We start from the raw sequence: 19710 nt of genomic DNA, 5'->3' as shown, positions 1-19710 counted from the left end.
TCTGGATCTATCTCGTGCCACTGGATCAGCTGATGGTGTGTTCCTCGCTCAACGGGTTGCCGGCCGTATCGACTTCCTCATAGTCGATGCTGAATTCGAGTTTCGCGTTTCGGCACTGTTCGGCAAGCTCATGTAGCCGGGAAACGGCGGCCTCGATGGCTCCATCGATATGGCCTTCGAGGAGGAAGTAATTAGGCGGAGTCTGTGGCGATGCCTCATAGCAGAGCAGTTCGAATTCGTCTGTTTCGTAATGCGTTTCCCATCCTCGGCGAGGCCGCATACATAGATCGTCGGTCGAGAGCCACGATCGTAATACCCGCTCAACAATTTCCGGATTACCGGTTTCGATACTTCCGTGGAACGACGTACTCGGCACGCGTCTACTCCAATCCGCAGCTCCGGCCGATGTTTGGCCTCTTCCGGTCGCGCTGTCGGATCGCCTCCAGCACTTGGAATATCAGAGTGATGGTGGCCCGCGGCCGGGGTGTGGGAGCAGGGGGTAGGGAAGGCGTGCTCACCTTCACCCGGTGCTGCACCCCGAAGATGAACTATCGACCGGTTCGGGGACCGATGTGTCGCGGCGCTCGCCGCCGTCGGTTAAGAGGCGATTACCCCGTTCTCCGGCCACGCTTTCTCGCGTTTGGCCCGAAGCATGATCTGTCCCGCTGCGGAGCGGAAAATCACGTCCTCCGGTTGGTCCGTGCGGGCGGTGTTGTTCGTCGTGTCGATCGTCAGGATGCGGTCGAGATTGTCCCTCGTCTCCCCGAACTGGTATTCCACCTCGTTCGGATCGTTCCTGATTCGGTTGTAGTAGATCAGTAGCGCCATCGTGTCGTCCCCCTAGACGAGTAAGTCCGAAGTCCCCGTGATGCCCGGACATGGCGGAGGGCGTCGAAGATCATTGTGTGACGAACGATCTGGACGCCCTCCTGACCGCACTGTACGTGAAGATCGATGATGAGTTGACCGGACCGCGGTGGACTGGGCGGCCTCCGGTGTTGACCGATTCGGAACTGGTGTGCCTGGCGGTGGCGCAGTCGCTGCTGGGGTTTACCTCCGAGGCGCACTGGCTGCGGTATGCCCGCAAGCATTTGACCGGCATGTTTCCGTATCTGCCGCAGCAGTCCGGCTACAACAAGCGGCTTCGGGCGGCTCTGGGCTTGGTCAAGCGGGTCGTTCGGATGCTGGCGCGGTCGAGTGATTTCTGGCTCGATGACTGCTGGATCGTGGACTCGACCCCGATACCGTGCGGGATGTCCCGACCCACAGTGGCGCGCTCGGAGCTGGCCGGGTGGGCCGGTTACGGCTACTGCGCGTCGCATTCACGGTTCTACTGGGGTTTGAAACTGTATCTGGTGTGTACCCCGGCGGGGATGCCGATCATGTGGGCCTTAGCAGACCCGAAAATCGGTGAACGCGAGGTGCTTTCGGCGATGCTCGAGGTCGACGCGGTCGTGGCGGGTGAGCACGACGGGATTCTGTTGATCTGCGACAAGGGTTTCGCGGGCCGTGATTTCGAGACACTGCTGGGCGAGTACGGGATCACCATGCTGCGGCCATCCCGCAAGGATGAGAAGGCCCGTTACGGTGAACCGCTGCTGAAGAAGGTGCGGCAGTTGATCGAGTCGGTCAACGACACCCTCAAAGGGCAACTCGACCTGGAAGACCACGGCGGACGCTCCTGCCAGGGCGTCGCGATCCGCGTCGCCCAACGCGTGCTGGCGATGGCCGCCGCGATCTGGCACAACCACACGATCGCCGCACCGGTCACCCGCTCACTGATCGCCTACGACCACTGACCAGGCTTCGGACTTAGTCGTCTAGTGTGTCGTATCTTCGTTGACACCTGGGCCAGTGAGTTTCGGTTTGTCGTTCCAGATCGCCTTATCGAAGACGCTGTTGCCGTCTTCCTCGAGGAAACGTGCAAGGTCCTGCTGCGCTTTGTCCAGGCCGGCTTGATACTGCCGCTCATACTGTTGAGGATTGGTCATGCCGATCCCAATTCGACTTCGGCTGCGGCAATCTGGGCACCATGCCCCTGATCGGTGGCCACTGTCGTGGTCACCGCCTGCCGCAAAGCAGCCACCGTAGCGCCGGAAGACTCGGACCATGACTGCAGCATCGTGACGATCCCCTCGACGCCCGCCGCGAGCTTGTTTCCCTGCTCCAGATAGTCCTGCCCGGCATGAGTTGCCTCGAAACCAGCACCCGCGATGCGTGTCGCGTGCCCCTGGGTGGCATCTACCGCCTGTTCAATCGTGCTTGCCATACCAAGCACCGACTCCCGGACGAAAAGCACTGCCCCTCCTCATCTTCCGATGTCACCCACAGAATGCCAACCCATCGAGCCCCGTCACCTTCATGATCATGACACAACTGAAAGGAAGCGCTCGATTTGAAAGACATTGCCTTGCAATGCCTTTACCCCGGCATGGCAGCGGTCGTGGATTCGGCGTGCGAGATCACTCCGTTGTCAACGCGGATTGCTCGACTCGGCGTGGGCGATGTTGCGGCGCAGAGTGTTCCGTGACCTATCCGGCGACTAGCTTGTTCCATCAGCGGCCACCGACGCATGCTTCGGATCGAGAGGTCCCCGATGGAACCGAACGTGCATGGTCCGCGTCTAACCTACTGGGACCAATACCGACCGACGACTGAGAGGGTGTGCATGGCTGAAGATTCATCGGCCACCGGGTCACCGTTTGGGATTGTGCCCGACCATGTTTCCGATGCCGGACAGTATGTGCAGCGGACCGCGCAAACTCTCGTCAACGGTGTGCGATCAGCTGACGCCGACGTGCAAGGGCTGATGACGAGCTGGAAAGGCACAGCGGCCACCGCCTATGCGGCGGGCTGGGAGGAGACCCGCGACGGCGCCTTACAGGTGCTAGAGGCCCTGAACACCATGGCTGAACTGCTCGGTGTCGTGGGTGTCGAATACACGGCCACCGACACCACCAACGCCGCCGGACTGCAGCAATCCTGCCTGGATCTCCCGTAGCTGTTTCCGCCGTGACCGAACAGGACTGTGGCACATGAGGTATCAGGTCGATCTAGACCACCTGGACAACGTGAACGCCCGCATCGGCGGACTGAACGAATTCCTGCGCGAATCCCTGCGCGAGATCGATGAGCGCATGGCCGTGATGCAACAGAGCTGGAACGGCAAGGCCGCCGACAAGCAAGCCGAGGCGCATCGGGAATGGGCTACTGCGGCGCAGGAGGTTCGGGAGGGAATCGAGGCCATGCAGGCCGCGGCCCGGACTGCGCACACCGCCTACGGCGACGCTGTTACGGCCAACCTGCGCACCCTGGGGCGGGCGTGACCGCAACCGTTCTCGATGTCGATTCCAGCGTCTACTACGAAGCGGGTGACCGGCACAAAACGTTGGCCGGTGAGTGGTTTTTCGGCGTTGACGCGTTCTGGTCGAAGTTGAACGAATGCGGCAATATGACCGGGTCGTATTCCGAGGCGAAGAAGTGGGCCGAGTCCTACGACGCGCGCGCGGCCGAAGCGTTGAAAATGGTCAGCGATCTCGCGTACGCGACGTTCAACTACGGCCAAATCCTGATCAACCTGGGGTACAACCACGCGGTGGCCGAATGGACTGCCGCGGGTTCCACCGGCGCCGCGCCGCAAACACCGGCCAAGGCTTTTGTGGGCTACCCGTGCCGTATCCCGCTGCCCTCGGCGGGTGGTCCCGGTAACGGGTTGATCGATGGCGGGGTCAAGCTGGTCGAGGCCATCGGCATAACGGTGCCCGATGGCAACGCCGATCTACTCCAACGCGCCGCCGACACCTGGGCTGCTGTCGCCGATGCCGCACCAGTGGCGGCCATGGCCGCGGGCCTGGAGCAGGCCGCCACCCAGTTCGAGGCCATCACCAGCCCCGAAGTCTCGTTCATCGATGAAGACATCCGGGCGCTGAAAGCAGCGGCCGAAACCGCTACCCGTGTATTCCGCGAACTGTCCGGCTCGACGCGTGACCACCATGACGGCCTGGTCGAGATGCGCACCAAGATGATCGAACTGCTGAAACAGCTCGGTGAGGAACTGCTCAAAGAGCTGGCGATTTCGGTGGCAATTGCGGCTGCGTCATCAGTGGTGACTTTCGGTATCGGCGCGGCGGTGGCCTCGGCTCGGGTTGTGTCGATTGCCGCCAAGATGGGCCGCCCTATCCGCATCGTGATCGACGCGTTCAAATCCGAACACAACATCGCAAAAGGCGTGCGGGCCGAGGAAACCCTCGGCAAACATGCCGACGATGTGAACCGGCTCAAAGGGCTGAAAGCGGACAATTTCAAGGCACCGCCGCGGGCCTCGCTGACCGCCGAGGATGAGGCGCTCCTGCGGCAAGGCGTTAGTGACTCGCGCGGCAATTCGCTGACGGCCGCACTCCGCCGCGGTGACGCCACTCCCGAACAGCAGCGCCAGGCCGACGCCCTCACGCAGGCAATGAACAAGCTCCCCGCCCACGAGGGGCCCGTGGTGCGTCACACCAATATGCGCCAAGACCTTCTTGACCAATACGTGCCCGGCCAACGGGCACCGTCAGATCCCGGTTTCATGTCTACGAGCACTAACCCCAAAGGCGCGAACGACTTTATCGTCGAAAATTCCAAGGTCGAATTTAATATCGTGAGCAAAACGGGCCGCGATTACAGTCGGTACGGAACTCCGGACGAAGTCCTATTCTCGCCGAATACCCAGTTTCAGGTACTCGGCAAAACGCAGCCCGATGCGAACGGGCGCGTCGTCATCACCATGGCGGAAATCTAGGAGAGCATCACATGCCTAAGAAAATTGGCGGCAAAATCGTTTACACCCCCGAAGAGGCCGAAAACCTTGGGATGAGAATGCTGACACCGGAGGAAATCGCACGCGCCCAGGCCAGTCTCGACCAATTCCAGAAAGACCGTGCCGCGGCCGGACCTGCCACCGAAGGGACCTCACCAGGGTTCGGCGGCCGGTTCTCCGACGACTTGGACGGTACCGAATGGGAGGGCTGGACCCTGGACCCGAAAACCGGCCAATGGCGCGACCAGAACGGCAACCCGGTCGATGAGGGTAAGGCGTGACGAGGGACAAGCGGTACTGAGCCGAACGCCGAGCGGGCCGCCGCGGTTCCCTACGCGGCGGCTAGGTGAGATAGCCATAGGTGGAGTGGCTGTTATGCACGACTTGGCGCGGGTCGACCCGTAAATCTCGATCACGTCGAATACCGAGGGCAATGCACATTCTGGGGCCACCATGAGTTCGCGATCAAAGACGGAAACGTCTACGACACTTGGACAGGTCCCTAGGCGAGCCGACCGGTGTGTACCGCAGCCACGTCCGACACGGCGACAATCTAGCCTTCACCCACCTGGGCAGAAAGGCCCAATTTGGAATTCTCTGATCGCCTCCGCGTGGACTAATATCCCTTCTTCCGAAGGGCGTATCCCGAAGATTATCGAGGTGGCTGGTACGCCGGCGACCGGCGGAGCCTCCGCTTAGACCCTTGCAGGACGAATCATTCGGTCCGGAAGGAACTCAAACATGCGATACGTGAAGGTCGCCTGGCACCATGATTTCGAGGACGAGCCCGTCGAATACTTCCACGAAGTCGGCGACGACAATTGGGAAACACGAAGAGTTCAGGTTTACCGCGACGGACACGTGGAATGGGCCGACGAAACCGATGAAACCGCGACCGCTGGAGTAGCGGAGGTACCGATCGCTCCAATCGAAGAAATAGCACAACAACCTGAATTCGAAGCCGAAGAAATCTCTCGGGGTCAATTCGAGCGCGAGTGGTCGCGAACTCGCGCAGAGCTGTAACGCTTTGCCCCGCAGAGCGACAGCGACGATTATCAAATTCTTGTACCTGGAAGCCGAACGCGCAGTTGACCAGATCCGATATCGAAAACGCATTTCACCATGCTCTCGACGCCTTGGCATGTCTGGGCGAAATCGAGTGGGCAGGAATCGATCCAGGCTTCGACGAATCGAACTTGCGAAGAACCCCGCCATATGCGATGTGGCGCTACGGAAACGAACCCGACGACACCTGGGAGCGGATCATGTCTACGATCGCATCCTATAACGGTGACGTAGCATGGAGTGTGGACAAACCTGGACGCAACTGGGTCATCAAACCAACCCGAGTTACCGAATTGTCAAAGACGACGGGGCTCGACAATCGGGAACTGATGTATAGAATCATCAAGAATGATCGGCAATTCTGCGAGGATTCGATACGCGACTTTCAATCGCTGTTCGCGTTCTTGAAATCAAGTTGGTCGTAGTTTGAACCTACCCGACACAACCGGACTACGACCATCTATCAGAATAGAGGCCGCTGATGTGAATGATTCGACGATCGACGAAATGCGGCGGGACTTCGCAGACCGAGGCCGTGCGGAAATTTCCTTCTTGGTTAGCCGGATGCCGTCGAATTCACGAGCAACCGCCCCATGGATGGCGAAGGAAACGATCGGCTGCGTCGCTCCTCGAGCGCATCGAGTACGGCTTGGCCGAGGGGCGTGAGTGTCGAGGGCAAGCGATGTGAGCTGGCGCGGTTGAGGAATGCCGCCCAGGTCTTGCTCGAGCTCGTTGATTCGGTTGGCGAGGGTTGGTGTGCTCCACGCACCGAGCGCTCAGCACAATTCAGTCATTGAGTGGGTGAGTTCGGCCCAACACCCCGAACCGGTGGTGGATCAGCGAAGATCCTCACGGGTACGCGCGGAAGGTCGAGTTCCTTGCGGGCACTTTCAACGAACCGCTCGAACGCTTGACGCGCCGGTGTCCGCGCTTGGTTCCAGTCGAGCGTAGAACGGATTGTCCGCTCGTGATCGATCGGCTCACATAATTCTCTGTCGACGCCCGCGCTGCCGCCGAACCGAACCTTCCTGCGCTGCAACGTCGCTATTCCCACCTTGCTCTCACCGAAATCGCCCTGGTCTACAGCGATCGCTGCTTCGAGATCGCGGCGGCAGGGCGCCGGCTCCCTGGCCTTTTATTCCCCTGTGGCGAAAGATTATTTGTCCGATCTGCCCGATATCCCGAGAGTTGTTGTCAGAGGTGTCCAGCGCGGCGCGAATATGCGGCTTGGTCAGCGACGACCTCTGCTGATGCCGGAATGATGACGTCTCCCTTGTCAAGCGCTTCAGCCACGGTGGGTACGCCCGTTCCTGTGCTATCCCCCTGAGGAATTGTCGGCCGAGTCACGCGGGAATTTGATTCGCTGTTCTATTGCAGTGCTATGCAATCAAAGGTGCGGGTGGATTCATGTCAACAAAAGTGAAAATCCTCGCGTCGATACGGCAAGGTGATCATGGCCAAGCGCGTCGGATCCCAAACCAGCTCGTCCGGCTTCAAGCTCAAATCGCCATTTCGCCGCAGTAGCCACACACTTTCAGAGTCCTCCAGGTACAGAAGGGCATCACCGTCTATGCGCTCGAGCAAGCCCGAAACAACTCGAACCATGTCGTCGCCTTGAGTCGAGGTTGGCATATCCTTTCCATACTCGAATCGCACCAACACGGTCGGAGTGAAACCGAAGTCCTCCTCGACCGGGTCTCCCCAGCGGGAGGGCACCGACACGGCAACGCGAATCCAAGTTCCGTACCGAGTTAAAATACCTTGGCGAATCAGAAACTCCGCAGGGGGCTCCGTATCGATAACTTCCTTGCTCCTAGCGACCTCAATCACCGCATGGGCGAAGTCATCAACAGAGGCCGGAATTGCCATCTTGAAGATGTAGCACAGTGACACTCAAAACCTCCTATCATCACGGGAAGAAGGGGACAATGTTACCACCCCTGTCGACGATTATTACTTCTTTAAGGCCTTGAATTGGCCAGTCACGCAGCTGAGACTTAAGCGTCGTCAGGTCGACGCTGCTATCGGACAAATTCAGAACGATCCTATCGGCCTGCCCGGAGGTTACCTTCCCCTCGATCGTCGATGCAATATTCCTGGCGTTGCCCGTTGTTGGTGCATAGTTATCGAATATCTGGCCCTCGATCTTGTAGTCTGGATTCTTGTTACCAGGTACCGAAGGATTCTGTTCGACCTTGTAGCCACCCTTGGCCAGAGTGTCGGCAGATTCGTTCTCGCGCGTGAGGGCGCGAACGTTTGCCGGATCCTTATCATTGGGGTCTATCGGCGTTCTTCTGCCCCCAGGAGTAGCGTTCGGGTCATGGGTGCCGGAGGGTTTGGTTGTATCCGACTTGGTAAAGCCCCTCTTGAGCTTCTCGACCAATTTGGTTGAGAGTTCTTTGATGCGCTGGATGGATTCTTTGGTTTTGGTGGTAGCCCGCTCGATCTTGACCGCAGCCCGGAGTTTCGCCGCTTGAACAGCCCTCTTGATCAGATCGGCGAACTTATCGATGATCTTGGCTACTTTCACGGCGGTTTTGGCGGCCACCGCCGCCGCGCCGACGCCGAAGCTGACGCAGGAAGCGACTGCCGCGAAGACGAGGTCGACGGCGACTTCCGTGGCGAGTTCTACGGCGAGGTCTTTGACCAGCTGCACGAGCTCGTCGCGCATGTCGTCGTGAGCTTTTTTCTGGTCCCGGCAGGCTTGGGCGAGTTCGCCATAGGCGCCCGCGAGATCACCTGCGGCAGTTTTCAGTTCGCGGAGGTCTTCATCGATGAAGTTCGCGTCGGGGGAGGTGACTTGTTCGAACAGGGCCGCCGCGCGTTCGATTTCACCCGGAGTGGCGGTAACGGTGCCGTTGGTGGCGAGGTTGTTCCAGACATCGCCAGAGTGTGACAGCTTGGTCGTGTCGCCATCAGGAATAGGAATGCCGACTTTCACGGCCAGGTCGAGGCCGTCGTCGACGAGTCCGCGGCCGGGTCCGCCCGCAGAAGGAGGCACCAGCAGCGAGACGAGCTCTTGCGGAGAGAGGGTGAACGAGGGGTTCAGGTTGGGAGCAGTGGGCTCGGGTTGCCCGCTGTTCGGGTCGTGGTCGGCAAGCGCATGGTTGTAGCCGGCCTGTTTGAGTACCTGGGCGTAGCCGTCGAGCGCCAAAACCATGTCGATCGACATCGTGTAGATGTCTTTGCATTGCTGGTCATAGGACTCGGCCCACTTCTTACCGTCGCCGACACTGCCGGCCATGTTGGTGGTGTCGCCGAAAGACCTCATTGCGACCTTGAACGCCTCGAAGTATCCCGAGGAGGCTTTGGCGCAGATGTCGGCGGCGTCGTAATAGGTCTGCGCCGAGACGTCGAGGACCGTCACGACCGACTGCCCGAACTACGGCCGAGCATCTGCAGGTTCGTGGTGATCGCGGCCTGGTAGCGGTCCCGCGCGGCAATGGCTGCGGTGCGCATGGTCTCGATGCCCTCGGCGACCTCACGGGCGCCGGTCACCCACTTGGTGAACGCCTCGTTGGCGGCAGTAGCGGATGGGCCGGTCCAGCTGGACTGCAATGCGCCTGTGCGTTGCTGGATGCCGCTGACACTTTCGGTGAGGAACCCGACGAACCCCTTGAGCTGCGTGGCGATGTCGTCGAGCTCGGTCAGATCCACCCGGAACGAATCAGCCATGAATTTCATCCTCCCCCAACGCCTTACGGCAAATCCAACGAACTCGTGCCGGCGGCGCGCTGTGTGTCGAGCGTGATGTGGGTCTCAGCGACCACGCCGAGAAGTTCAGCCAACGTCGCCAACGCCTCCAGGACGTTTTCCGCGCCCTTGCGGGTCTCCTCCCATCCGGAGCGATAGGAGGTAGCAGAGTTTCCGGTCCAGCTCTCCAGCAACTTGCTGACATCAGCGTCGATAGAGCGGAGCCCGTTCACCAGCTCCTCAGCTGTCAGTTGCACGTAACGACCAGCATCGGTGACCTCGGCTGGAGCGACATCGAACGTTCCATCCCAGGAATTCGATTGCGCCACATAACCTCCCCAAGCCGGACACTGCGAATCTACATCAAGTCATACCGCTCTATAAGTTCCAAGTCATTGAGTGCGCCTCCCCGTAGCCGCCGCGCCGGTCGTCAACAACCACAGACCCACTGCCGGAGATCCCGTTCGTCATGGGCGAACTCAACCAGCGGGGCATCGCATGCGAGAAGACTGCAGGTACCTGGGTAGCGCACCCATACGTTGACGCCGTCGACAGCTGTAAGGGAAGACCGGCCAACACCGATACGAATTGTCTCTGGGCGGTGGAGCTTTCGGCAGATATCAACTCCGTACACAACCGTGCTACCGCCTCGTCACGAACCGCTCGTTTCGCCGCGATCTGGTCCTCGTCCTGGGTTGCCGCCAGATCGGCCTGCATCATCGTGATCTGCATCGACGCCAGCGCAACAGATTCCGCCCACCCCCACACGAACTGGCCGTTGTCGGGCTCGTCGTCCGTGTTCACCACACCCCCAAGCCTTTTCTACAGAACCCACCGACGACTCCTGGCAATCGGGCAATTTCGACCGAACGCACCGTCACGGCTGCGGGACCTGCCTACGTGGTGCCGACGCTTTCGTCGAGTCGTACTGGATCCGCTGGGCGGCCACGTGGAACGGCCCCGCCCATGCAGCCGGATTCCGGCGCAACCAGGACATGGTCGAGCTCGGTGCCAGCATTCGCCTCACCTTCATCCGCAACCACAGCCGTAAGGTTGGTCGGCTAGTCGGTTCGGGTGCACTGTTCAGATCGACCTTCAGACCCGCAAACATGGTGGCCAACCAGAGGAGTAATGAATGCCAACAGGTCCCGGCGGCCCCACCTCCTGGTACGGCACACACCAGCACCTCTCGTCGCACCAGCCCTACCAGCTTGATCAGTTCCAGGAGAACAGGTTCGTCGGCCGGGAATGACATCGGTTCCAGCCGACCCGATTCGACACAGTCGCCCGGAAAATGCGGGAGCCGGCGCCCCGAAAGCCATCGAACCACTCATCATGCAAGTGCGCGAAGAACTAGCACATGACCTCATGGTTGGCGCCGGGCACGGCTACTTCGGCTTTCGCGTAAATAGATAGCCAGGGAGCCGGGCAACTCCACGGCTTGGCGCGGCCGCGACGGGACCGGTGCTTGGTGTGCATCGTCAGTCCGTCATTCGGATCTACCGCTTCTGCGGTGTTCGAGGCTGAACGGGATTTGCATCGTGTTCAGGTGTGCTTCGATCTCCTCGGCGGGCAGTGGTCGCGTGATCAGGAATCCCTGGGCGCGATGACAGCCCAGATCGAGCAAGGTCCGTGCGGCTTCGGCGGTTTCGACTCCTTCTCCGATGATTTCGAGTCCGAATTCGTGGGCCAGTCCAATGATGGATTCGACTATGGCGCGGTCCTCCGGGCTGTTGTTGAGGCGCTTGACGAAGCTGCGGTCGATCTTGACAGTGTCGACGGGAAGTGCCTTGAGGTGCGACAGAGTGTTATAGCCGGTACCGAAGTCATCGATGGCGATCTGCACGTTCAGGCGCTTAAGGGCGTGCAGGGTCATGTGGGCTCGGCTCAGGTCCTCAACAGATACGTTTTCGGTGATCTCCAAACACACCGAGTTTCCGTTGAGCCCGTGCTCGCGCAGGGCTTGCTCAACACGCTCGACGAAGTTGGGGCTGGTCAGCTGCTTCGGGGATGCGTTGACCCGCAGTACTACATCCGAAGCGAACCCGCGGCGGCGCCAGTCGGCGAATTGTGCGCATGCATTGCGGATAACCCAGTTGCCGAGTTCGTCGGCGAGCTTGGTGGTCTCGGCTACCCCGACGAAGATGTCCGGCAGCAATAGGCCTCTGGTGGGATGCTGCCACCTGACCAGTGCCTCCACTGCGAGTACACGACCGTTGCGCAGGTCGACCTCAGGTTGATAGTGCAGCACCAGAGAGTTGTCCGAGACCGCACTGCGTAGGTTGAGTGTGATGTGGTCTGCGAGCTCGAATTGTTCGTAGAGCGTGTCGGTGAACACGGCAACACCGTTGCTGTCTTGTGTCTTCGCCGCTCGCAGCGCCAGATCCGCCCGACGCAAAACGTCGGCTGGTGCATCGCCGGGGATGCCTACCGCAACACCGATGTCGACACCGTAGCTGACAGTTTCTCCGTCGATCGTGACACCACCGCTCAGTCCGTGTTTGATCCGGGAAGCCAGGAGTTCGGCGGAGTAGTTGTCCATCGGCCTGTTCGGAACGACCACGAACTCATCGCCCCCGAACCGGACGATCATGTCGTTGAGTTCCAGTTGCTCCCGGAGACGCGAGGCGACATCGCGGAGGATATCGTCGCCGGCGGTGCGCCCGAGGTAGCTGTTGACAAGCTTCAATCCGTTCAGCCCGACACACAGCGCCGCGACCGGTCCCGGCCGGCCAGCGCGAAGCCGTTGGCCCAGGTAACCGAATAGGGAGTGATGGTTGGGCAATTCGGTCAGTTCGTCGTGGGTCGAAAGATGCCGCAGCCTGGCCTCGGTATCGACTCGTGCCTGCGACTGAGCCAACAGTGAGGCGATCACCGTCAGGACAGCCAACTCCTGGCGGCTCCACGCCCAGTCACCGTGCTTGACGAAACCCAGCAGCCCGATCGAATCACCATGCATCACAAGCGGCACCACCGCAGAGGTGACGTACTGATCGAAGTAGGACTCTGCGCTGGTGAGCATCGGCTCGGTCAGCTTCTCCACCGCGTGGAAGGGGGAATACGCCTGGTCGAAGTACACGACGTTGAGTGGGTCCGGATCCGGTGCCGACCTGCGCGGCCACTCGGCCACCAAAATGGTCGCTTTGCGCTCGCGGTCGATGCGCCGCAGGTAACCGAAGTCGACATCGAAATGCGCGATCAAATCCGCGAGCACGCGCTCGATCGTCGTCGGCATGGTGACCTCATCGACGGCCGCGAGTTCGGAAGCGATTTGTGTAACCAATGATTCCAGTAACCGTGAGGCAGGGCGGTCGTTGCGGCCAGCGGACGATGTCGGCTTGTCATACCGCTCCGGTACGGCGTGCTCGACGGTGTCATGGCCCAGATCAAGTTGCGCGCGAATTCGGTTGACTTGGTTACGAGATGCTCGGTTCCGCAGTCGGCGAGGCCCTTCTTCCCCGAGTGATGACCGCTCGATGAGGTCCTGAGTATGGGCAGCAAGTCCCGCGGCAGTGGTGAGGTCGTGTTCTTTCATTCGTGGGTCCTCAGGTTGAGTCGAGCGTGCTCGCGAATCTTCCGTAGTCGGTGTTCGATGACCTTGGTGGTCAGATTCGCATTCGGGAACAGATCTGCGATTTCACGCTGGGTGTAGCCATGCGCGACTTTCAACACGATGATCCTGTCGGTCGGTGACAGCGTCGCAAGGAACTCCAAGATCGCCATTCGCTCGGTCACCACCGACATCGGATCGGCGCCTGAGCGGGATCCCGAGCAACTGCGGGTATCCACCAACTCCTCGATGCCATTAACCCCATGGGAGACAGGCTGATTGGTGCGCCTCCATCGGAGGTCTTCCTCGAGGACGCGTCGGAACTCGAAAAGGCAAGCCGTGAGAAAGAACGTCCGCAGCATCGCGCCCCGACATGGATCCCAGCCCTTTTCCGCACGCATGTGACCTTGGAATTTCGTCAGCGCGTCGACCACCGTCCGATCGATGATCTCGATTCGGCGGTCCCGATCTACAACCAATACTCTGCGTTCGTCGGCGTCGGCTTTGAGACCGATCCTCTTCTCGGCGAGCCTCCGATAGATCTCGCCGGTACAGATCCACGGGTGCAGAACCTGGGTGGCGTACTCGATCAATGCGGTGGCCACCCAATCCCACACGGGGCCCTGGACTTCCTCAGAGCGCAACAATTCGAACAACTCACGTTCGGCAGCCGCTTGATCCAGCACCTCCAGAGCCTGCTCAACAGGAGCCGGCGGCGGACTAGCCGTGCAGACTTGACATAACGAGCATGGCGACACCGTCGTCTCCGACGGTGTTTTCCCATGCTTACCAGCATGTTTCACAACCTCGCGAGCCCACTCGGCGCGGTCCTTGGCATAGGAACCTCGCTGGCCTACGAGATAGCTGTCCGGATCATTTCTATCCGGGGGTACGGCCTCCACATCTGATGTCCCCATGCGTTTCCTCCTCCGCGCACGCGCCATCCCCTGCAACGGCCGCCGACAGGTGTTCGTCTCGGCACGCGGTCGCGCACCGACACCACAGTTGTAGGGGCCTGTGGGCTGATCCCCCCGAAACTCGAAAAATTCTGTGGAAACGCCATTCTCCGGGGGATCTCACAACTCACATCACTACTAGATCGGGGTGAGAGCACAAACCGGAAGGACTCGTTGATGCCGATCCCCCCATCCACGCCCCGCCCCAATCGCAGCGCCGCCTTCGACCTGGCAGCGCTGGCACTGATCCTGATAGCTGTCATCGTGCTCGTGGTCCTGAGCAACGACACCACCTCCGCCCTCGCTACCGCCGGCGCAACCACCGCACTCTGCTACCGGACCTGGCGCGGGCACACGACCGAAAACCGCAATGACCAAACCTATAGGCGCAGAACATAATCCGACTAGCATGCACCTAAAACAATGTCCGGGCTACCGTGACCCGGTGACATAGAAGACACCCGCGAGACCTTCGAGTGCACACGGACCGGACCCGTTGTTGGTGAACACGATCGGGAACTCGACAGTCCCAGCAGCGGCGGTTTCCGGTCCGAGAACGGCCGCCAGATCCGCTGTCCGACATTGCGGTGCAACAGCATCCGAATCGCGCACGGCCGACGTCCCAGCCGCCGACGATCCCGAAACCACCTGCAGGGGCCGGATCTGCGCTGTAGGTCGTCGTATCCGACGCCGAGGGTTCGGAACCGCAACCGCTCGCCATCACGGCCGTAGCCGCAATGAGCAGCCACCACCCCATCCGCAATCTCCTCACAACAGATCATCGCACTCCGCGAACAGGAAAATGCGCAGCGGAAATGCACTCACCACAACCGGATACGCCACGACCGATCAGAACGGTCGCCGGTGCGAAGAGCCGAACATCCCAGGCGCCGGATACACACCAGTCACCAGAGCATCCGGCTCCATCACTTCCGCTCCAGGACCGCATATCGAGCGGTCTCGCGATGGGCGGCATCCATCTGTCAGCCACCGGTGTAGTGACAGTGCACAAACCGGCCGAGAGTGCCGAGCCACGCATCATCGCCGAGTACCAACTGCACGTGCACGACCGCTACAACTGGGACGGTGACAAGAGCACCGAGATCGCCGGTATCACCGTCTCGGACAAGCGCATGGGAGCGCTGCACACGGCGGGCTTGGCGCGGGAGTACGACATCGCAGGATCCAGCGGGGTCCGGCGATACGAGGGGACAGTACCGTCGAACGGACCGGTGAACCTGCCAGGGGCGCCCGGCGGCCGCGACGGCGAGAGGAGTGATCCCACCCGATGAGGTACCCAACACCTGGAATCCGGCAGATAAAGCTGGCCGGTGTCGTCGCCGGCCTCATAGCCATGACGGTCGGCATGACCGGCTGCAGCAGCGAAAGACATGACGGCGACCACCGGTCGCAGCCGACCCAGACCGCAAACGACACCAACACCGCCAGGGAGGCTTCCGAATTCGGCGGGATCGTCATTCCGGACAACGCCTCCGTGCTCGGCGCCCGATCCGAGCACGGCCGCGACACGCTCTACCAGCTAGCCATATCCACCGATCCGCAGGGCCTAACCCTGCTGCTGGCCACATCGAAATTCTCCGCGCCGCTGACCAAAGTTTTCCGCGTGGCCGAGACCACCATTGCCGGTCCGCCTCTGGAGACTTCGCCCTCGCTCCTGCAAGCCGAGGACGTCTACCATCGCCCCGACGGACAGTCGGTCAACCGGATCATCATCGTGGACGAGCGCGACCCGTCGAGCCGCTTCGTCCACATCCAACTGTTCGACACATGATCGGCGTCCTCAGCCAGGACGAGGATCAGGTAGACCACCAACGCGGCGACGAACAGAAGCCCCAAGAGCACAGCCGCAGTGCGTTTCTGCCAGCACTCAGCAAGGGCCGCTGTTCCACAGTGGATCTGGGACTTTCGACCACGCGACGGCGACGGCAGCCTGGAACCGGTTGTCGCCCCATCGCTGGCCTTCCGGGTCGAGAAGACCAACGACGACACGACGGCAGCGTTCGTCCCGGCGCGGGGAACTCGGGTTACCGTCCCCAGCATGGACATCGCCCTCGACCCGCCCATGACTGTGGTGCTCGAATACGTCGATGCCTTCAACAACGGGGACTCGACGGCGATGGCGGCTCTGTGTGCCGACCCGATGCAGATACTCGACGGAATGTCACCGCATGTGTGGCAGGGGCCGACAGCCAGCGAGGACTGGTGGCAGGACGTGTGCACCGAGGGCGAGCACACAGGAGCGTCGGGCTACCACATTGCTCTCGGCGAACCACGACACGTCACCGTCACCGGCGACCACGCCTACGTCGTTGTTCCCGCCACCATGACGGTCGATCTACAGGGCAAGCAGGTAACCCAAACCGGCTCGACCTTCACCGTCGCGCTCGGCAAGGTGGAGACGCAATGGCGGCTCACAGCCTGGGCGTGGACAAAGGGCGCCTGACGGGGTCGGCTCGACGACGCTGGAATTGTGTGCGCCCGTCGACATCCGATGTGAAGTGAAGTTGCTTTGGTCCGCGGACGCCGCTCAGGTTCGGCACGCGCACGCGATCTGCCCGCCACAGCGTCCTATGCCCCGGGAACCGCAACGTATATCTCAACTCCGCACCCCTCACCGCAACCAATCTCCCTGAACAGACCAAATATTGTCCGGTCCGTGTGGACCTTGCGGATCGCTCCGAGCCGACCTGCGACCCGAAGAGTTCCCCGAACACCGTCGACGGCGCGAGTGTTCAGACCTACCTTGCGGATTCGGTATGGGTATCGCGGTCCCGCAAAGCGGTTGCACGATGCCGAGCCCCTCTCCTCGGTGGTCACTCGCCTTCTCCTGCTGCGGCTCGTCGCGACTGGCGGGTATGGCTACGCTCGCGGCTACACAGGCACCGTGCCGCAGATCCCGTATCGCGGTGCCGTCGGCAGCCTTATGCCGTCCCGGCGGCTGCGACCGCGGCGATCAGGGTGTCGCCGGTGTATGCGCGACCGCCGATTCCCCAGCCGCCATCGGGGGCATTGAGGATGTTCACCCAGGTGTCGGCACGATTGTGCGAGGGAATCGTGAGCGCCTCGACGATGTCGGTGGCAGCCATGATGAACGCGGCCCGGCTCTGCGGATCAGGGAGACCGATATTGGGCAGCTTCAGCTCGACCATGACAATCCGCCGGTTCACCCCACCCGCGTAGATGGCGTGGGGTGGCAGCAGATGCACTGTCCCACCGATGATTCCGGTGAAGAAGTCATTTCCGGTGCCACCACTGACCTCGAGCAGGGCCGCGGTGAGCCGGGGCAGAATTTCGCACTCGCCGGACTCGGTGAGAGCTCCGGTCGGCGCGGTGACGGTGATGGGCATAGCGGCCTCCTCGAACTAATCGCTAGTACGTACGTACTAGCGATTGCTAGCGTGCAGTAGGATGGACGTACTAGTCAACGTTTCTTCCGGAGGAACTCATGGCAGCAGATACGCGGGACCGGATGATCGGCGCCGCCATCGATGTACTGCGCACAAAGGGTGTCGCGGGAATGTCGTTCACCGAGGTTCTCGATGCCAGCGGCGCGGCGCGTGGCGCGATCTACCATCATTTCCCCGGCGGTAAGGCCGAGCTCGTCGCTGAGGCCGCGACACGAAATGGCCGCGACGTGTGCGGACATCTGGCGCAGTTGCCCACCGACGACCCGCTGACAGTGGTCGAGACTTTCCTCGCCTCCGTACGGCCGGTGGTCGATGCTTCGGCCGAGGGTGCGGGCTGCGCGGTTGCCGCTGTCACCATCGATCCGGACAGCGGAACGCTGCGCGATGTAGCGTCGGACGTCTTCGACTCGTGGACAACGACTCTCGCGCAACGGTTGACCGCCGCAGGTGTAGACCACGATACCGCCGCCGACCTGGCGACGACCCTGATCACGCTACTACAGGGAGCACATGTGCTCTGCCGCGCCGATGGCAGCCTCGAGCCGTTCGACCGGATAACCCGCACCGCAACAGATCTGATCCGGCACCGCTATCCCCGAGGTCGGTGACCGCCCGAGCAGTGCACCACCTCGTCGAGCACATCAGGTGGGATATATGCGACCGCAGCTTGCCCTCGGCCGTGGTCCAGAACAACCAGAACGGCCGAGCCGCGATCCCTACCACACTCAGCTCGAAGTCCAGCCGCACCAACCGATCTCGTTCCAGCCACGACCCATAGCCCACATGCCCATCAGTCGTCGCCGTCCACCAGCACACCACATGATTGCACCGCCCCTTGCACAAGGGGAACCCGCGCACCGGCAGACAACCCTCCAACAGCACCGACCACACATCTGACCACGGTCACCGCTGTTCGCCCACGCAAGACCGACATCGACGATCGAGCACCACCCACTCGGCGGCCTCGACGCGCCGCCGGGCACCACGTTCAGACTCGACACGAGTAGGCAGTCTCACCCACCACTCCGGTCTACGCCCTCAGATCCCGCAATCTATGTCCGAACTCCGCACCCCCTCACCGCAAACTATCCCCACACACACAGCAACCAATCCCTAAATAGATGTCGGTTCTCGCTTGGTCTGTCGGGACTGTGTTTGTTGACCTGCGGTTCGCCATTTGCGGTGTCGTCGTGGTTGGTCATTGCTTCTCATTTGAAGTGGCGGATTTCGGGGAACGGGATTTCCCGGCCGGTGGTGGTTCGGGTGGTTTGCCAGTGGTTGTGACGGGTTTCTTCGTGCTTTCGACGCTGCTCATCGACCCATTGCCTTGCTGGTGAGTCCGGCTGGCTGATCCTCTCGGCGAAGCCGAGAGGCTGTCGCAGGCGCCGGCTCAGGAGCCGATAGAACGGTCGGATCTGGTAGTCGTGTTCGGCCAGGGCGATATAGCGTCGCCACTTCAGGTTGCAGGTCACCTCGGCGATGGTGATCGTTTCCGGTAGCACGATCACCGAGTCCGGGACGTGTGCCCCATCGACGGCCAATGCCGCGCGGCGGCGCTGCCATTGCTCGTGTAGCGAGTCCAACAGGTTGGTGAACCGCATGGTTATGGTGAGCCATCCGACCGGAATTTGCTCGGCCCACCAGATTTCACCGCGTGCCCATCGGGCATCTTCAGCGGACGCGATCAGCCGTTGGCGGCGCTTGATCGCGGTGACGATTTCCGGGGTTTCGGTGAGGTCGAGTTGGTCGGGGTCGTATTTATGGGTGGCGACCCAACGTCGATGACGGCGGCAGAACCCGGGAGCTCGATGCAGATAGACCCGGATGTCGGGTGTGCCTGGTAGCCGGGCGATGCATCGTTCGCAGGCGCGGCGGATGCCGTTGCTATCGGCAAACACCTGGAACGCCGGCGACCGGCGATCTGGTTCACCGCAACTCTGTTCGAGGGTGGGTAGCCGTTGTCGCAGGTCCTCGAGGTCGATACCGCTGAAAGCTTCCAGACGTCGTTGGGCGGGTTCGTTGAGGGTGACGTCGCGGTTGGCGATCATCGTTTGCGAGAGCGCGGTGCTGAGTGGTTCGCCCAGTGGCCGCAAAAGTGTTGTCGGGCGGTCGAGTTCGTTCGCGGCGGCGAGACGCAACACATAGGACAGGGTGGTCTCGCCCTGGACCGGGCGGACTCGGAACGGCAGCGGCGCCGCATCGTTTTGCCAGAGCTCCACC

The 19710-nt window shown here is 61.2% G+C and carries 26 protein-coding genes; 11 read left to right on the top strand and 15 right to left on the bottom strand.

What is annotated here, in order from left to right:
• Nucleotides 1-25: 25 nt before the first annotated feature.
• Complete coding sequence (locus ACQPZ2_RS00850) at nt 26-376, bottom strand: hypothetical protein (protein ID WP_433523847.1); 351 nt, start codon at nt 374-376, stop codon at nt 26-28.
• Nucleotides 377-597: 221 nt separating this feature from the next.
• Nucleotides 598-828, bottom strand: coding sequence for a hypothetical protein (locus ACQPZ2_RS00845; RefSeq protein WP_433523846.1), 231 nt, complete (start codon nt 826-828; stop codon nt 598-600).
• A 77-nt stretch (nt 829-905) separates the two neighbouring features.
• On the opposite strand from ACQPZ2_RS00845, the gene ACQPZ2_RS00840 reads away from it, so the two are divergent.
• Entirely contained in the window at nt 906-1799 is an 894-nt protein-coding gene (locus tag ACQPZ2_RS00840) for an IS982 family transposase (protein ID WP_433523587.1), read from the top strand.
• A gap of 21 nt (nt 1800-1820) precedes the next feature.
• On the opposite strand, the gene ACQPZ2_RS00835 is transcribed toward ACQPZ2_RS00840, so the two are convergent.
• Nucleotides 1821-1991, bottom strand: coding sequence for a hypothetical protein (locus ACQPZ2_RS00835; RefSeq protein WP_433523845.1), 171 nt, complete (start codon nt 1989-1991; stop codon nt 1821-1823).
• Nucleotides 1988-2299 carry a hypothetical protein gene (locus ACQPZ2_RS00830; protein ID WP_433523844.1) on the bottom strand — a complete coding sequence of 104 codons (312 nt, stop codon included), beginning with the start codon at nt 2297-2299 and terminating at the stop codon, nt 1988-1990. The genes ACQPZ2_RS00835 and ACQPZ2_RS00830 overlap by 4 nt, the downstream gene beginning before the upstream one ends.
• A 411-nt stretch (nt 2300-2710) precedes the next feature.
• Between ACQPZ2_RS00830 and ACQPZ2_RS00825 the strand changes: the two genes are divergently transcribed.
• From ACQPZ2_RS00825 to ACQPZ2_RS00805, 5 genes are all read left to right on the top strand, one after another.
• Nucleotides 2711-3001, top strand: coding sequence for a WXG100 family type VII secretion target (locus ACQPZ2_RS00825; RefSeq protein ID WP_433523843.1), 291 nt, complete (start codon nt 2711-2713; stop codon nt 2999-3001).
• 34 nt (nt 3002-3035) lie between these two features.
• Entirely contained in the window at nt 3036-3326 is a 291-nt protein-coding gene (locus ACQPZ2_RS00820) for a WXG100 family type VII secretion target (RefSeq protein WP_433523842.1), read from the top strand.
• Nucleotides 3323-4780 carry an ADP-ribosyltransferase gene (locus tag ACQPZ2_RS00815; protein WP_433523841.1) on the top strand — a complete coding sequence of 486 codons (1458 nt, stop codon included), beginning with the start codon at nt 3323-3325 and terminating at the stop codon, nt 4778-4780. Before ACQPZ2_RS00820 ends, ACQPZ2_RS00815 begins: the two co-directional genes overlap by 4 nt.
• An 11-nt stretch (nt 4781-4791) precedes the next feature.
• Nucleotides 4792-5079 carry a hypothetical protein gene (locus tag ACQPZ2_RS00810; protein WP_433523840.1) on the top strand — a complete coding sequence of 96 codons (288 nt, stop codon included), beginning with the start codon at nt 4792-4794 and terminating at the stop codon, nt 5077-5079.
• A gap of 460 nt (nt 5080-5539) precedes the next feature.
• Complete coding sequence (locus ACQPZ2_RS00805; protein WP_433523839.1) at nt 5540-5821, top strand: DUF6881 domain-containing protein; 282 nt, start codon at nt 5540-5542, stop codon at nt 5819-5821.
• Between the two features lie 1452 nt (nt 5822-7273).
• Here the strand turns inward: ACQPZ2_RS00805 and ACQPZ2_RS00800 are convergent.
• From ACQPZ2_RS00800 to ACQPZ2_RS00765, 8 genes are all read right to left on the bottom strand, one after another.
• Nucleotides 7274-7756: a SitI3 family protein gene (locus tag ACQPZ2_RS00800; RefSeq protein ID WP_433523838.1), complete on the bottom strand. Its 483-nt coding sequence runs from the start codon at nt 7754-7756 to the stop codon at nt 7274-7276.
• Between the two features lie 16 nt (nt 7757-7772).
• On the bottom strand, nt 7773-9230 hold the full coding sequence (locus tag ACQPZ2_RS00795; RefSeq protein ID WP_433523837.1) for a hypothetical protein: 1458 nt from the start codon (nt 9228-9230) through the stop codon (nt 7773-7775).
• The gene (locus tag ACQPZ2_RS00790) at nt 9227-9538 is read right to left on the bottom strand and encodes a WXG100 family type VII secretion target (RefSeq protein ID WP_433523836.1); all 312 of its coding nucleotides are present in this window, start codon (nt 9536-9538) and stop codon (nt 9227-9229) included. The genes ACQPZ2_RS00795 and ACQPZ2_RS00790 overlap by 4 nt, the downstream gene beginning before the upstream one ends.
• 23 nt (nt 9539-9561) lie before the next feature.
• Entirely contained in the window at nt 9562-9885 is a 324-nt protein-coding gene (locus tag ACQPZ2_RS00785; protein ID WP_433523835.1) for a WXG100 family type VII secretion target, read from the bottom strand.
• A 49-nt stretch (nt 9886-9934) separates the two neighbouring features.
• Complete coding sequence (locus tag ACQPZ2_RS00780; protein ID WP_433523834.1) at nt 9935-10363, bottom strand: hypothetical protein; 429 nt, start codon at nt 10361-10363, stop codon at nt 9935-9937.
• A 70-nt stretch (nt 10364-10433) separates the two neighbouring features.
• A complete protein-coding gene (locus ACQPZ2_RS00775; RefSeq protein WP_433523833.1) occupies nt 10434-10574 on the bottom strand; it encodes a hypothetical protein in 141 nt (46 codons plus the stop codon).
• 471 nt (nt 10575-11045) lie between these two features.
• A complete protein-coding gene (locus tag ACQPZ2_RS00770; RefSeq protein WP_433523832.1) occupies nt 11046-12839 on the bottom strand; it encodes a putative bifunctional diguanylate cyclase/phosphodiesterase in 1794 nt (597 codons plus the stop codon).
• A 248-nt stretch (nt 12840-13087) separates the two neighbouring features.
• On the bottom strand, nt 13088-14008 hold the full coding sequence (locus tag ACQPZ2_RS00765; protein WP_433523831.1) for a hypothetical protein: 921 nt from the start codon (nt 14006-14008) through the stop codon (nt 13088-13090).
• Between the two features lie 231 nt (nt 14009-14239).
• On the opposite strand from ACQPZ2_RS00765, the gene ACQPZ2_RS00760 reads away from it, so the two are divergent.
• The gene (locus ACQPZ2_RS00760) at nt 14240-14461 is read left to right on the top strand and encodes a hypothetical protein (RefSeq protein ID WP_433523830.1); all 222 of its coding nucleotides are present in this window, start codon (nt 14240-14242) and stop codon (nt 14459-14461) included.
• A 33-nt stretch (nt 14462-14494) separates the two neighbouring features.
• On the opposite strand, the gene ACQPZ2_RS00755 is transcribed toward ACQPZ2_RS00760, so the two are convergent.
• Nucleotides 14495-14674 (bottom strand): DUF4232 domain-containing protein, encoded by a 180-nt coding sequence (locus ACQPZ2_RS00755; protein ID WP_433523829.1) that lies wholly within the window; start codon nt 14672-14674, stop codon nt 14495-14497.
• Nucleotides 14675-15060: 386 nt separating this feature from the next.
• Between ACQPZ2_RS00755 and ACQPZ2_RS00750 the strand changes: the two genes are divergently transcribed.
• The 3 genes from ACQPZ2_RS00750 (at nt 15061) to ACQPZ2_RS00740 (ending at nt 16526) form a co-directional block, all read left to right on the top strand.
• Complete coding sequence (locus ACQPZ2_RS00750; protein ID WP_433523828.1) at nt 15061-15354, top strand: hypothetical protein; 294 nt, start codon at nt 15061-15063, stop codon at nt 15352-15354.
• Nucleotides 15355-15416: 62 nt separating this feature from the next.
• Complete coding sequence (locus ACQPZ2_RS00745; protein ID WP_433523827.1) at nt 15417-15854, top strand: hypothetical protein; 438 nt, start codon at nt 15417-15419, stop codon at nt 15852-15854.
• A 267-nt stretch (nt 15855-16121) separates the two neighbouring features.
• Nucleotides 16122-16526, top strand: coding sequence for a nuclear transport factor 2 family protein (locus ACQPZ2_RS00740; RefSeq protein ID WP_433523826.1), 405 nt, complete (start codon nt 16122-16124; stop codon nt 16524-16526).
• Nucleotides 16527-17004: 478 nt separating this feature from the next.
• On the opposite strand, the gene ACQPZ2_RS00735 is transcribed toward ACQPZ2_RS00740, so the two are convergent.
• A complete protein-coding gene (locus ACQPZ2_RS00735; protein WP_433523825.1) occupies nt 17005-17430 on the bottom strand; it encodes a tautomerase family protein in 426 nt (141 codons plus the stop codon).
• A 98-nt stretch (nt 17431-17528) separates the two neighbouring features.
• Between ACQPZ2_RS00735 and ACQPZ2_RS00730 the strand changes: the two genes are divergently transcribed.
• Nucleotides 17529-18098 (top strand): TetR/AcrR family transcriptional regulator, encoded by a 570-nt coding sequence (locus tag ACQPZ2_RS00730; RefSeq protein WP_433523824.1) that lies wholly within the window; start codon nt 17529-17531, stop codon nt 18096-18098.
• 600 nt (nt 18099-18698) lie between these two features.
• On the opposite strand, the gene ACQPZ2_RS00725 is transcribed toward ACQPZ2_RS00730, so the two are convergent.
• Nucleotides 18699-19709 carry a TniQ family protein gene (locus ACQPZ2_RS00725; protein WP_433523823.1) on the bottom strand — a complete coding sequence of 337 codons (1011 nt, stop codon included), beginning with the start codon at nt 19707-19709 and terminating at the stop codon, nt 18699-18701.
• Nucleotide 19710: the final 1 nt, after the last annotated feature.

Source organism: Nocardia pseudovaccinii (assembly GCF_050942345.1).
GTDB lineage: Bacteria > Actinomycetota > Actinomycetes > Mycobacteriales > Mycobacteriaceae > Nocardia > Nocardia pseudovaccinii.
This window is presented reverse-complemented; position numbering and strand designations above follow the sequence as displayed.

Bases quoted from the DNA above. Each gene is read 5' to 3' on its own strand.
- ACQPZ2_RS00760 (WP_433523830.1), top strand. From the start codon at position 14,240: ATGCCGATCCCCCCATCCACGCCCCGCCCCAATCGCAGCGCCGCCTTC.
- ACQPZ2_RS00745 (WP_433523827.1), top strand. From the start codon at position 15,417: ATGACGGTCGGCATGACCGGCTGCAGCAGCGAAAGACATGACGGCGAC.
- ACQPZ2_RS00740 (WP_433523826.1), top strand. From the start codon at position 16,122: ATGGACATCGCCCTCGACCCGCCCATGACTGTGGTGCTCGAATACGTC.
- ACQPZ2_RS00730 (WP_433523824.1), top strand. From the start codon at position 17,529: ATGGCAGCAGATACGCGGGACCGGATGATCGGCGCCGCCATCGATGTA.
- ACQPZ2_RS00805 (WP_433523839.1), top strand. From the start codon at position 5,540: ATGCGATACGTGAAGGTCGCCTGGCACCATGATTTCGAGGACGAGCCC.
- ACQPZ2_RS00735 (WP_433523825.1), bottom strand. From the start codon at position 17,430: ATGCCCATCACCGTCACCGCGCCGACCGGAGCTCTCACCGAGTCCGGC.
- ACQPZ2_RS00835 (WP_433523845.1), bottom strand. From the start codon at position 1,991: ATGACCAATCCTCAACAGTATGAGCGGCAGTATCAAGCCGGCCTGGAC.
- ACQPZ2_RS00810 (WP_433523840.1), top strand. From the start codon at position 4,792: ATGCCTAAGAAAATTGGCGGCAAAATCGTTTACACCCCCGAAGAGGCC.
- ACQPZ2_RS00820 (WP_433523842.1), top strand. From the start codon at position 3,036: ATGAGGTATCAGGTCGATCTAGACCACCTGGACAACGTGAACGCCCGC.
- ACQPZ2_RS00845 (WP_433523846.1), bottom strand. From the start codon at position 828: ATGGCGCTACTGATCTACTACAACCGAATCAGGAACGATCCGAACGAG.
- ACQPZ2_RS00790 (WP_433523836.1), bottom strand. From the start codon at position 9,538: ATGGCTGATTCGTTCCGGGTGGATCTGACCGAGCTCGACGACATCGCC.
- ACQPZ2_RS00775 (WP_433523833.1), bottom strand. From the start codon at position 10,574: ATGCTGGCACCGAGCTCGACCATGTCCTGGTTGCGCCGGAATCCGGCT.